General features: G+C 55.3%; 9 protein-coding genes and 1 riboswitch. Of the genes, 5 read left to right on the top strand and 4 right to left on the bottom strand.

What is annotated here, in order from left to right; translation table 11 throughout:
* The first annotated feature begins 55 nt into the window (after nt 1-55).
* Both OZX70_RS05165 and OZX70_RS05160 read left to right on the top strand, forming a co-directional pair.
* The gene (locus OZX70_RS05165; RefSeq protein WP_277179591.1) at nt 56-1180 is read left to right on the top strand and encodes an Mrp/NBP35 family ATP-binding protein; all 1125 of its coding nucleotides are present in this window, start codon (nt 56-58) and stop codon (nt 1178-1180) included.
* 150 nt (nt 1181-1330) lie between these two features.
* A complete protein-coding gene (locus OZX70_RS05160) occupies nt 1331-2005 on the top strand; it encodes a GrpB family protein (RefSeq protein ID WP_277179589.1) in 675 nt (224 codons plus the stop codon).
* Between the two features lie 244 nt (nt 2006-2249).
* Here the strand turns inward: OZX70_RS05160 and glnA are convergent, their stop codons facing one another.
* The 4 genes from glnA to OZX70_RS05140 all read right to left on the bottom strand — a co-directional run bounded on the left by glnA (nt 2250) and on the right by OZX70_RS05140 (nt 6989).
* Nucleotides 2250-3686, bottom strand: a complete 1437-nt coding sequence (glnA, locus tag OZX70_RS05155; RefSeq protein WP_277179587.1) for a type I glutamate--ammonia ligase — start codon at nt 3684-3686, stop codon at nt 2250-2252.
* Between the two features lie 176 nt (nt 3687-3862).
* The gene (locus OZX70_RS05150) at nt 3863-4657 is read right to left on the bottom strand and encodes a DUF4191 domain-containing protein (RefSeq protein WP_277179585.1); all 795 of its coding nucleotides are present in this window, start codon (nt 4655-4657) and stop codon (nt 3863-3865) included.
* A 120-nt stretch (nt 4658-4777) separates the two neighbouring features.
* Complete coding sequence (gene lpdA / locus OZX70_RS05145) at nt 4778-6223, bottom strand: dihydrolipoyl dehydrogenase (RefSeq protein WP_277179583.1); 1446 nt, start codon at nt 6221-6223, stop codon at nt 4778-4780.
* A 145-nt stretch (nt 6224-6368) separates the two neighbouring features.
* Nucleotides 6369-6989, bottom strand: coding sequence for a DUF3043 domain-containing protein (locus OZX70_RS05140; RefSeq protein ID WP_277179581.1), 621 nt, complete (start codon nt 6987-6989; stop codon nt 6369-6371).
* 140 nt (nt 6990-7129) lie between these two features.
* On the opposite strand from OZX70_RS05140, the gene OZX70_RS05135 reads away from it, so the two are divergent.
* The 3 genes from OZX70_RS05135 (at nt 7130) to OZX70_RS05125 (ending at nt 12162) form a co-directional block, all read left to right on the top strand.
* The gene (locus tag OZX70_RS05135) at nt 7130-8497 is read left to right on the top strand and encodes a dipeptidase (RefSeq protein WP_277179579.1); all 1368 of its coding nucleotides are present in this window, start codon (nt 7130-7132) and stop codon (nt 8495-8497) included.
* Nucleotides 8498-8682: 185 nt separating this feature from the next.
* Nucleotides 8683-8805, top strand: a riboswitch (TPP riboswitch).
* 49 nt (nt 8806-8854) lie between these two features.
* A complete protein-coding gene (locus OZX70_RS05130) occupies nt 8855-9484 on the top strand; it encodes an ECF transporter S component (RefSeq protein ID WP_277179576.1) in 630 nt (209 codons plus the stop codon).
* Between the two features lie 131 nt (nt 9485-9615).
* Nucleotides 9616-12162 carry an ATP-binding cassette domain-containing protein gene (locus OZX70_RS05125; RefSeq protein ID WP_277182112.1) on the top strand — a complete coding sequence of 849 codons (2547 nt, stop codon included), beginning with the start codon at nt 9616-9618 and terminating at the stop codon, nt 12160-12162.
* The last annotated feature ends 87 nt before the right edge of the window (nt 12163-12249 follow it).

Here is a 12249-nt window from a genome sequence, read left to right as displayed (position 1 = left end):
GTGCCGTGTGCAGAAACGATACAGTGGAATGTGGTCGTTACGGAAGGAAGACACTATGGCGCAGGGCGAGACGATTGAACGGCAGATCGAACAGCAGGTCTACGAGCGCCTGAGTCATGTCATCGATCCTGAATTGGGGCGTTCCGTCACAGATTTGGGCATGATTCCCGCTGTCGATGCCGTCAAATCGAATACAGGTGATAACGATTACGATGTCACTGTTCACGTCGAACTCACAGTTCCTGGCTGCCCGCTTTCCAAGACCATTAGCGAACGTATCAAGCAGGCCGTGCTCACTTACCCTGATGCCAAGCTGACGCCGAAAATCGAAATCGGCGCGATGAGCCGCGAGAAGCTGGAAAAGCTCGTGGGCGAGCTCAAGGCCGAACGCCGCCAGAACCCGTTCAACAAGCCTGGCACCAGAACGCGCATCTTCGCCATTGCCTCTGGCAAAGGCGGTGTGGGCAAATCCTCGGTCACAGCCAATCTTGCCGCGACCTTCTCGGCTTTGGGTTATGACACAGCCGCCATCGACGCGGATATCTACGGATTCTCCCTGCCGTCCCTGTTCGGTGTTCATTCCCGCCCAACCGATTTGAATGGCATGCTGATGCCGGTGGTTGCCTGGGGCGTGAAGATGATCTCCATCGGCATGTTCGCCGGAGCCGACCGAGCGATCCTCTGGCGTGGCCCACGGTTGCAGCGTTCGCTTGAACAGTTCCTTGCCGACGTATGGTGGGGCAGTCCTGACGTACTGTTGCTCGATTTGGCTCCCGGCACCGGAGATATGGCCATTTCCGTGGCCCAGGCATTGCCCAACGCCGAGTTGGTGGTGGTCACCACTCCGCAGCCCAGCGCTTCTGATGTCGCCGTGCGTTCCGGGCTGGTCGCGCTGCAGGTGCCGATGAAGGTGCGCGGTGTAGTGGAGAACATGAGCTATTTCGACCATAAGGGCGAACGTCTGCACATCTTCGGCGAAGGCGGGGGCCAGCGTGTTTCCGACCAACTCACTGAAGCATTGGGCTACAAGGTCCCCCTCCTGACTCAGCTTCCTCTGCAGCCCGAGATCCGCGAAATCGACGATTCTGGCCGTCCGGCTGTCCTCAATCCTGATGGTTCCCTTGCCTCAACCCCGGTTGCCGGTGTATTCAAGGATTTGGCGACACAATTAATGCAATGAAAGCGCAATATTTCGAAATCTATGAAATGCGAATAAATCGATGATGTAGAAAATCATTCAAGTTTAAAGAATTGTCCAATATAGACATTTTCGCCATGCTTATTATTATGAAGGTTTGTGAATTAATTCGACGGCGAGAGAGACTGTGCTATGAGAGATAAAAGAAGAAACGATGTTGGTGACGATTCTGGTGGACAATGGAGTTCAGCAGCATTCCGTAAAGCGATAGTAGCCTTTGATGATGCCCCCGCGCCCCAAGGCGAATCGCCTTTTATCGAAGGTGTGGAGCCACGGCGTGATGTTGCTGTGGTCTCTTACGATCCATCATGGCCGTTGTTGTTTGACCGGTTGCGTGCGACTATCGTTCATGCGCTCGGTTTTCGGGCTTTGGCCATCGAACATATCGGTTCCACTTCAGTGCCGGGGCTTGCGGCAAAACCGGTGATTGACATCGATCTTACCGTTGCCGATTCAGGAGATGAACAAACGTATGCTCCTGCACTCGAGAAGCTGGGATTCCATTTGATAATTCGTGAACCGTGGTGGTACGAGCATCGCATGTTGCGCAGTGATGATCCGGCATGTAACCTGCATGTGTGGTCGGTCGGGTCCCCTGAAGCCATGCGACACCTCATATTTCGTAATTGGCTTCGGCATAATGCCAAGGACCGGAACCTCTATATTTCGGTGAAACGTGAAGCTGCAAATCATACTCATACCAGCATGGTGTCAGATTATAACCAGCGCAAGCAAGATACCATTCGCTCGATTTATGCTCGGGCTTTCGCTGCAGCGGGGTTTATTGATTCGCAAGCATTGCAGTAATCTTCTCGTCGATGTAAATACATTACTCCGCTGTGTCATATCATCGCTACTTCAGCGCATAATGCCTTGGAAAGCATCGTTATAAAGATAAATAAAAAATGAGTAGAGAGTATTCCGTATCTTAAGAAACAAAAAATGCCCTTTTTCTGTGATTTTGAATATCTGTAGAGAACAACGGCAGAACAGCAAAATGCCTGCCACCTCAGTGAAGTGACAGGCATTTTATTGCGGTATAAAAACAAGCTCAGCAGTTGAAGTAGAGCTCGTACTCGAGCGGGGTCGGAGCCAGACGCTGCTGGTCGATCTCGTCGCGCTTCAGGGAGACCCAGGTCTCGAGAAGGTCGGTGGTGAAGACATCGCCGGCGGTCAGGAAGTCGTTGTCTTCCTCGAGGGCGTCCATCGCTTCACCGAGGGAGGCGGGGACATGCTTCATGTTGTCCAGCTCCTCTGGCGGCAGCTCGTAGATGTCCTTGTCAACCGGAGCCGGGGGCTCGATGTGGTTCAACACGCCGTCCATACCTGCCATCAGCTGCGCCGAGAAGGCGAGGAACGGGTTGCAGGAAGGATCGGGGACGCGGAACTCGATGCGCTTGGCCGCAGGAGAGGTGCCGGCGAACGGGATGCGGATGGCGGCCGAACGGTTACGAGCCGAGTAGACGAGGTTGGTCGGGGCTTCGTATCCGGGAACCAGGCGCTTGTAGGAGTTGAGTGACGGGTTGGTGAAGGCTAGTACCGAGGAAGCGTGCTTGATAAGACCGCCGATGTACCAACGGGCGATGTCTGAAAGGCCGCCGTAACCGTTCTCATCGTAGAAGAGCGGCTTACCGTCCTTCCACAGTGACTGATGGCAGTGCATACCGGTGCCGTTGTCGCCTGCGATGGGCTTGGGCATGAAGGTCACGGCCTTGCCGGCCTCGAAAGCGGTCTCGTGCACGACGTACTTGTACTTCTGCAGGTCATCGCCAGCGTGCTGCAAGGTGTTGAAGCGGTAGTTGATCTCCTGCTGGCCGGCGCCTCCGACCTCATGGTGGCTACGCTCGAGGATGAGGCCGACCTTCTGTAGGTTGGCGACCATGTCGTCACGAAGATCCTGGTTGTGGTCCTGCGGAGCCGGCGGGAAGTAGCCGCCTTTGACACGGTTTTTGAAGCCGATGTTGGCCGATCCGTCGGCCTCGACTTCGGCACCGGTGTTCCATGGCGCTTCGACGGAATCGACCTCATAGAAGGAACGCTGCATCGTGTTCTCATAGCGGACGGAATCGAAGAGGAAGAACTCGGCCTCAGGCGCGAAGCAAGCAGTGTCGGCCACGCCGGTCGACTTGATGTAGGCTTCAGCTTTGGCCGCAACCTGACGCGGGTCACGGGAATAGGGTTCCATGGTGATCGGATCGACCACGGAGTGCGAGACGACGAGCGTCTTGTGCTTGCGGAACGGGTCCAGGAAAGCCGTGGAGACATCGGGCACGAGCTTCATATCGGAGTTCTGGATGGCCTGGAACCCACGGATGGACGATCCGTCGAACGGCTCGCCGTCAGTGAACGCATCCTTGAGGAATTCGCTGGCAGGCACAGTAAAGTGCTGTTGTCCACCTAAAAGATCGGTAAAGCGTACGGAAATGTATTCCACACCTTCCGTGTTGATGAGGGCTTCGAGGTCTTCCTTCGTTTCGAGTGCAGTCAATGGACCGCTCCTTTCGTTGTACTAACAATGTCTAAGTGTAAGGTAATGAGTTTCCAGAGGTCGCTCATTGAGTTACGAACATGTTTCGAACAGTGATTTTCAATTGAAATTCATTAAATTATCAGGGAAAAGAGATATAAAAAATCCTCTCGTAATTTGGTCACGAGAGGATGAGGTCAGCGGCCGCGCATGGCTCTGCGGCTGATGTGCTGCGGGCGAGTGGGATCCATGCCCTTGGGAATACCGAGACCACGCTTTTCCTGGAGAGTACGCAGACGGCCATTGAGAGTCTCGAGTTCGTCCTTGGTGAGCACGAAACGACGACGGGGATGAATCTTATTCATAATGGCGAATTTGTGCTCGATAGGCTCATAGCTCTTGCATTTGAGCACCGTCTTTCGCAGGTTCTTGAGTCTGACCTGTCCTTCTTCGGTACCTACGGAAATGCAGAAAACAGGGATATCGCTTCCGCCGGTTACGCCCTTGATGGACTGCTTCTGACGTTCCATCGGCCGTTTCGTGTGATTAGTGCTACCTTCGGCCAGAAGGTAGATGCCGTTATAGCCGGTTCCGCGCCAAATTGCCTCTTTGGTTTTCGGATCGATCCAGACTGGGGTCTGGGGGAAGCTATAGCCGGCTTTGTTGATGTTGCCGAGCACGCTGATGGCGGCGCCTGGCTGCCCTTCGAGTTTGGCATAGCCTACTTTGTCTGCCCGATTGGTCAGGGTCATGGTCAGGAACAGCACACCGAGCATTACGAGCAGAATCATCATGAAAATCCACGTCAGCCAGCCCCAATGGAGCAACAGCCCGGCTACGACGCCGATGATGATCGGCAGCAGGAATGCTCCTGCCAAAAGCCAAGGAAGGGATTTGTCCTCCGCATAGGTGTACTTGTAGATTTGGCGCATCTGATTGATGACTTTTGGGCCTTTTTTCTTGTCTTTCTTCGCCTTTTTCTCTTTGGCCATCGACTTCCTCACTTGTATTTTCGAGCACGAACAAACTAAGTCTTGATTTTAGGGAGTGGTTGCGACGCAAAGCATGTTGATGCGTCTTCATCTTGGTAATACGTAATATATCTGGTTGTTCTATCTGGTGTGTAGCGGTCGTCCATCGGCCTTGAGCAGCGCCTCTCCGAAAGCTTCACTGTAGGTGGGGTGCGGATGGATGAGGCGTGCGGCATTCGAGAGCGGCACGCGATTGCCGACAAGCTCCTCGGCCTCTGCGATCAGATCGCCTGCGTCCGGGGCGAGCATGTGAACACCTAAGATAACGGGCGTATCGGCTTTGTCGGCATGACTTCCAGTAATCACCGACATGGACCCGGTCTCTCCGCTCATAAGTATGCGGGCGTTGCCCATCATCGGGTAGGCGGTCTCTTTGGGGCCGATGACAGTGGGGTCGGCTTTCGCCTGTTCCATTGTTAATCCCACACTCGCGAATTCCGGGGTTGAGAAGACGACCTCGGGAACCGTGGCGTTATCGACCGGTTTTGGGTTGAGACCGGCGATGGATTCGGCGATGACGATACCTTGTTCGAACGCGCGATAGGCGAGTGCTGGGCCTTCCGAGATATCTCCCAATGCCCAGATGTCGGGTTGGCTGGTACGTCCGTAGGCATCGGTTTTTACTAGCCCGTTTTCCACTAGCTCAATGCCGGCATTTCCAAACCAAGCGGCATCGGTATTGGGATCGCGTCCGATGGCGACCAATACCACATCAGCGTTGACTTGATGTGTGGTTTCATCCTTGTCGGTGGAATAACTGACGGTTGCTCCGTGCGTGTTTGCCGATTTTTCAATCTTGGCCACATGGCTATGGGTGACGATACGCACCCCGTCTTTGGTCAGCGCACGGGTCAGTGCCATTGAAGTGCGGCGATGCGTATGTGAGAGGACCCGTTCGTGGCGGATCAGCAGAGTCACATCAACACCTGCTGCGTTCCACATTGACGCGAATTCGACGGCAACGGCTCCGGCTCCGATGATGACCGCGGACTTGGGAAATTGCGGCAGGTTGAGAGCTTGAGTCGAGTCGATTATCGCATCATCGAAAGGATGATTTGGCAATGGCCGTGGACGTGAGCCAGTGGCTACGACAATATTGTCGGCGGTGATTTCGATGGAAGCGTCGTCTCCTTTTGCTTCATTAAGCTTTACTCTTACGCAATGGTTCTTGACAATCGAAGCCTCACCTTTGATAACCGTCACCTTTCTTGCGGCAAGCAACGAAGCAAGGCCATCCGTCATTGCCTTGACGGAACCGTTCTTGAATTCCGTGAGTTTGGCAAAGTCAATGCTCTCGACATGTGCGTTGATACCCATACGTTTGGCTTCGTCGACATTGTGGATTGCCCGCGTTGCGGTGATGAGGGCTTTCGACGGGATGCACCCGCGGTTGAGACAGGTGCCTCCGAGCCGATCCTCCCGATTAATCAGAACGACCGAAAGCCCAAGCTCGCTGGCCCGTAATGCTGTGGCGTATCCGCCGGGCCCGCCGCCGATAATGGCAATGTCAATATGTGTATTCTGCATGATGCTCCAAGTTTTGATTAACTCAATAATAACGGTGAAACGAAGAATGACGAGCGCGGCAACTCTATAAACGAAAAATGCCTTCGCACACATTCTGGGAATGTTGTGAAGGCATTTTTCTTTTAAATCGTAAACGCGGGCTGATTTACTTCGGCCAGTTGCCTCGCTTCTTCGACGATGGCTTTGGAACGCGCCAACGACGAAGCTGAAGGGCTCGACTCCAAGCGTAGGAACCCATGCGTGAGCCTTTGCCGACGGATTTTTCACCGAACTTCTCGATGAGCTTCTTTTTGAGGCCGTGCCACATCACGAAGATGTCGATGACCGCAACGATCAGATATACGTAAGAGAGCATAAGTATCGGGGTATAAAGCGCCGGCCACTTGAAGGCGATGATGATGCCGAAGATCATGACGGCGAAAATGACCGGGATGAAGTATTCGGCAAGATTGAAACGGGCATCGACATAATCTCGGGCGTAGATGTGCGCCGGGTCGCGTTCGAGACGGGGCATATGTGCCACATCGCCGGTACGCATCGCATCGTACTGTTCGTCCTCTTTTTTCTTGATCCGTTCTTTGGCGGCCTTCCGATCGGCCTTACGGTTCTTGGGAACGATGGGATGGAGGTTGCGTTCCTCGGCGACCTTGCGCTTGGGTGTAGGACGGCCTTTGCCTTCCTGTTCCTCAGGTTCTTTCAATGCGGAATCGACGGATTTCTGCGCCGCTTCCTTATCTTTGTCCTTGCTGAAGGGATTCCATGTCATGGTTTGAGACTACGGGCAAGCCTCGACGCGCAAAGACACAGAAATATAGGGGATTGACGCATTTTTCAGCGATTTTTCGCGTTTTTCTCGGGTCTGTGTGATTATCGAGGTGAATGAACACGTTTGACAAGGAGCATGACATGGCTACATTGAGCAAGGAAGAATTGCGTTCGCGCGTCGACGCCGATTTTGATCGCGTTGTCGATCTGTTGAGCAGGAAAGTCGCGCTGAAATCCATTTCGGCCGAGGGCATCACTGGCGAGCACATGCGTCGCTCGGCGCAATTCGTGGCTGATGAGCTCAAAGAACGCGGTGTGGACGCGAAAGTGGTGCAATCCAAGAATCCTGACGGCACTCCGGGAGCGTTCGAAGTCGTAGGTTCCAAGATTGTTGACACCGATGCGCCGACCGTGTTGCTTTACGCGCATCACGACGTGCAGCCGGTTCCGGATCCTTCCGCGTGGAACACCGATCCGTTTGTGGCCACGCAAATCGACGGTCGCCTTTACGGACGTGGCGCGACCGACGACGGCGGTGGCATTGCCATCCATTCCGGTGCGTTGCACGCATTGGGCGACGATCTGAAGGTCAATATCAAGGTCTTCATCGAAGGCGAGGAGGAGATGGGCTCGCCGAGCTTCATTCCCTTCATCGAGGCGCATCAGGACGAATTCGATTCCGACGTCATCATTGTGGCCGATTCCGGCAACTGGAGTGCTGAGATTCCCAGCCTCACCACCAGTTTGCGAGGCAATACCGATTTGGATGTGACAGTCAAGGCGTTGGAGCATCCGGTGCATTCCGGCCAGTTTGGTGGTCCGATTCTCGACACGAATACCTTGTCTTCCATCCTGATTGCCTCAATGTATGACGAAGACGGTTCGCTCAATATTCCGGGACTCGAGGGGGGAGACCCTGTCGGCGGACTCCAGCGTGACCTGGACGAGGCCAGCGTACGGGCCGATTCCTCGGTGGTCGATTCCTATCGTTTCGCCGGCACCGGTTCGTTGGCTTCACGTCTGTGGACCAAGCCCAGCATTTCCGTCATCGGCTTCGACGCGCACCCGGTGGATGGCTCCTTCAACGTCATCGCCAACGAGACCCGCTTCCGCCTGTCCATACGCACCGCGCCGAACCAGCGCCCAGAAGACGCGGCCAAGGCCGTCACCGACTTCCTGAGCTCCCATGCCCCGTTCGGAGCCGAAGTTTCTGTCTCCACGCTCGATACCGGCATGGGTTGGAGCATGGATCCCAATGCGGAAGCCACTCAGGACGCTCTGGAATCGATGCGCGAAGCATTCGGCGTCGATCCCATCAACAAGGGCGAAGGCGGCTCGATCCCGTTCATCCCCGAACTGCAACGCATCTTCCCGAATGCCCAAGTTCTGGTCACCGGCCCCGAAGATCCGAAGGGCAACGCTCACAGCCCCAACGAGTCGGTCGACCTGACAAGCCTCAAAAACAACGTCCTCACTGAGGCCCTGATCCTAGACAAACTCGCGAAGTGATTATTCGCTGGTGAGCTACCTCCCGCAACCTCTGTCAGTTGAATTTCTCTGTGAGAGTGTGGGACGGGGATATGCGATGTTCGGGCGTAAGACACGGCCGAGCGGCCAAGGAGCGTCCCGAACATTGTATATCACCGGCCCACACGGCCCAAGGCTGGGGAATGACAGGGGATTGCTCTAAGATGGCGAATTGACACGGGGGCTGTCTACCGGCGCAATCTGGCAGATGGCTGAGATGAGGAATATCCTCGACCGAATGAACGTGAGTCCGGACAATGCCGGCGCACGGACGTCTCTCTTTTCCCGTGCCTTGTATGCGCGCCGATAAGCGGTGCGCACCTTGGAAAGGCACAAATCATGTCATCATCGAATCAAGCAACCGTCGCAACCAAACCAAACCTTCGTTGGCGCGTCGTCGATATCGCCGTCGCTTCAGTCATCGGTGTCGTCAGTACATTCGTCTACTGGGCTGCCGCCTTGCTATACGGTCCCATCGGCTCGCCTCTGGATGCCCTCATTCCCGGTCTCGGCGGTCTGATGAACGGATTCTGGCTTTTCGCTGGCCCGCTCGCCGCGGTCATCGTGCGTAAGCCCGGCGCCGCAACATACGCTGAAGTCGTTGCAGGTGTGCTCGAAGCGTTGCTCGGCAATTCCTGGGGCGGCATGGAAACGTTTCTGATTGCGCTGGTACAGGGGCTGTGTGCAGAAGTCGTGTTCCTTTGCGTGGCGTATAAAGTCTGGAACCTTCTCACAGTCACGCTTTCCGGCGTAGTCTCCGCCATCGGCTGCTGGGCCTATACCTTCTTTACTCACCTGCAAGGTTTCAATATGATGGGTGCTTATGGACTCTGGTATCTCGTGGCCACCATTATTTCTGGCGGACTGGTGGCCGGAGTACTGATGTGGTACCTCTATATCGCCATCGCCAAAACCGGTGCCATCGACAAGTTCGCTTCAGGCCGTCAGGTTCGTGCATCCTCCAAGTGAGTGGTATCAGGTAGAATTTTGAGGCATTGATGGGGGAACGTATGCAAGGCAAGCAATCGAAGGTAGCCAATAGCCGAAAAGGCGACGATGCACAACAGCATGCCTCGGAAGCTCCTGATATTGGCGATGAAATGGTTTTGCGAAATGCGGAATCATCAATCGGTAACGTTTCCCCCAAAGTGCTGCCTGCCTCGATCCGTTTCGAGCATTGGGGCTATCGCCATGCCTCACGCCGACATTTCGCCGTACGCGGTCTGAATCTTGACATTCGCCCTGGTGAGCACGTGCTCCTTCTTGGCGCCTCGGGCATCGGCAAATCGACGATACTCGAAGGTGCTTCGGGATTGCTTGGCGGTGATGCAGCGGAACCCACGAGCGAGGCCGGGCAGAATGACGCGAGTGAAGTCGTCGCCGTTGAGGATTCCGAAGGCGGGGTCACCGAGGGAGGCGTCTTTGTCGATGACGTCCCGGCCGCTGCAGCCCACGGTCGTGTTGGACTCGTGTTGCAGGATCCTGACGCCCAGACGATTTTTGAAAGGCTTGGCGACAATGTCGCGTTCGGTCCTGAAAATATGGGCGTGCCACGTCCTGAGATTTGGGAGCGCGTGAAACAAAGCCTTGCTGCTGTCGGCCTTGAAGGGTTGCAATTGCACCGTTCTACCATGCACTTGAGCGGCGGGCAGATGCAGCGGCTTGCGTTGGCTGGGGCCTTGGCCATGCAGCCGGGGGCATTGCTTCTTGACGAGCCGACCGCGAATCTTGATCCGGAAGGCGTCGAACAGGTTATCAATGCCGTCACTGATGTATTGCATAATACCAAGGCGACCATGCTCTTGGTCGAGCATCGAGCTGGTCCGTGGATTGAGCTTATTGACAGAGTCATAGTTCTCGGGTTGGAATCGGATGACCAGGTGAAGGCCCGTGTTACTCAGGTCGGCGAGGATGCGGAAATCGACCACAGCGGGTTCAGACGAACCATTGTGGTCGCGGACGGTACACCTGACGAGGTGTTCGGCAATCGTGATCTTGACTTTGCCGCGCTTGGTATCTGGATGCCGGATAAATACCGACGTCCGGAAGACGAAATCCACCGTATTCATACTGATGACGAACCGAACAGCGATCCGGCACTTGGCGATGGCAAGACGCTGCTTTCGACCAAAGACCTGGCCATCGGTCGTAACGGCAAAGCCATAGCCGAGCATATCAACGTGTCGTTCGCCGCCGAGCAGATCACGGCGTTGGTTGGTCGCAATGGTGTCGGCAAATCTACGCTTTCATTGACGTTGGCAGGGCTTCTGCAACCTGTAGCAGGAAACGTTGAAGCCTCTCCAGCACTCTCCCAGGGTACAAGTGGCAATTCGCCGATGGATTGGAAATCGACGGAACTGGCAGCTCGGATTTCCTACGTTTTCCAGAATCCTGAGCATCAGTTCGCGCGCGGTAGCGTTCTTGACGAGGTCATGTTGGGCCCTTTGCGTACCGGCATTCCGGAGGCAGAGGCAAAGGAAAAGGCCATGGCGTTGCTGCGTCGCTTCAGGCTTTCGCAATATGCTTCTGTCAATCCTTATACGCTTTCCGGTGGCGAGAAGCGCCGCCTGACGGTAGCCGCATCACTTGCCGCGGCCCCTCGCGTCATTATTCTTGACGAACCCACGTTCGGGCAGGACAGGCGTACATGGATGCAGATCGTCTCGCTGATTCATTCCCTGCGTGGTGACGGTGTAAGCGTCATCGTGGTCACTCACGACCGAGATTTGGTCACGGCTTTGGGTGCCCGTGTCATCGAGTTGCAGGCGCAAGGCGATGCTGAAGGTGTCCGCTCGATGCATATGACGGATGTCAATCTTACAAGAAGCGATACCGCTATTACGGTGAGCCCGGTCAATGAACGCGACGAAAAGGAACGCCAGTCCAGCCGTTCGCCATTTCTCGCTTCGTTGAACCCGACGTTCAGAATGCTGGGTGGCTTTATTGCCGCGCTTCCCTTGATTTTCAGCCTCGACTGGGTTTCGGCAAGCGTCGCGCTATTGCTTGAGTTCATTTTGCTTGCCTGCATCGGTCTGTCGCCTTGGCGGGTGGTCAAATCTACGTGGCCTGTGTTCATCGGGGCGCCCGGTTCGGCGCTCGCCGTCCTGCTATACGGTAAGGAAGGTGGCCGAGTCTGGTGGCATTGGGCGATGATCACTGTCACCGACCGTTCGGCGATGTTGGCGCTCGCTACTGGCATCCGTATTCTGGCCGTGGGCGTTCCGGCCATTATTGCGGTTCTTGGCGTAGAAACCACAGACTTGGCCGATTCCTTCAGCCAGATTCTTCATCTGCCGGATCGTTTCGTCTACGGCGGACTTGCTGGTATGCGCCTTTTCTCAGTGCTTCGTGACGATTGGGCCGCGCTCACCGCCTCGCGCCGTTCCCGCGGTTTGGGCGATGAAAACAAGGTCAAGGCGTTCTTCCCGCAGACCTTCGCTCTGCTGGTTCTTTCCATTCGCCGTTCCACGACTTTGGCGACCGCCATGGAAGCCCGCGGATTCGGAGGTGACATCCCCAGAACCCATGCCCGTGTCAGTCATGTCAATCCACGAGATTGGGCCTTTGTGATCGTCTGCGCCATCGTTCCGACGGTTTCCTTGATCATCGCCGCTGTAGCCGGCACCTTCACCTTCTTTGGCGGGTGAAAACGACAGCCTGATTGGTGTTGAAGGGACTCCAAACCGTTAGAAGTTGATTGATATCTGATTTCGTATAAACCTCCGCTGGTTGCT

The sequence above is a fragment of the Bifidobacterium sp. ESL0732 genome (genome assembly GCF_029395535.1).
Taxonomy (GTDB): domain Bacteria; phylum Actinomycetota; class Actinomycetes; order Actinomycetales; family Bifidobacteriaceae; genus Bifidobacterium.
Note: the sequence above shows the minus strand (reverse complement) of the source record. Positions and strands in the feature narration are given on the sequence as shown.

Bases quoted from the DNA above. Each gene is read 5' to 3' on its own strand.
- OZX70_RS05165 (WP_277179591.1), top strand. From the start codon at position 56: ATGGCGCAGGGCGAGACGATTGAACGGCAGATCGAACAGCAGGTCTAC.
- OZX70_RS05160 (WP_277179589.1), top strand. From the start codon at position 1,331: ATGAGAGATAAAAGAAGAAACGATGTTGGTGACGATTCTGGTGGACAA.
- OZX70_RS05150 (WP_277179585.1), bottom strand. From the start codon at position 4,657: ATGGCCAAAGAGAAAAAGGCGAAGAAAGACAAGAAAAAAGGCCCAAAA.
- lpdA (WP_277179583.1), bottom strand. From the start codon at position 6,223: ATGCAGAATACACATATTGACATTGCCATTATCGGCGGCGGGCCCGGC.
- OZX70_RS05140 (WP_277179581.1), bottom strand. From the start codon at position 6,989: ATGACATGGAATCCCTTCAGCAAGGACAAAGATAAGGAAGCGGCGCAG.
- OZX70_RS05135 (WP_277179579.1), top strand. From the start codon at position 7,130: ATGGCTACATTGAGCAAGGAAGAATTGCGTTCGCGCGTCGACGCCGAT.
- OZX70_RS05130 (WP_277179576.1), top strand. From the start codon at position 8,855: ATGTCATCATCGAATCAAGCAACCGTCGCAACCAAACCAAACCTTCGT.
- OZX70_RS05125 (WP_277182112.1), top strand. From the start codon at position 9,616: ATGGTTTTGCGAAATGCGGAATCATCAATCGGTAACGTTTCCCCCAAA.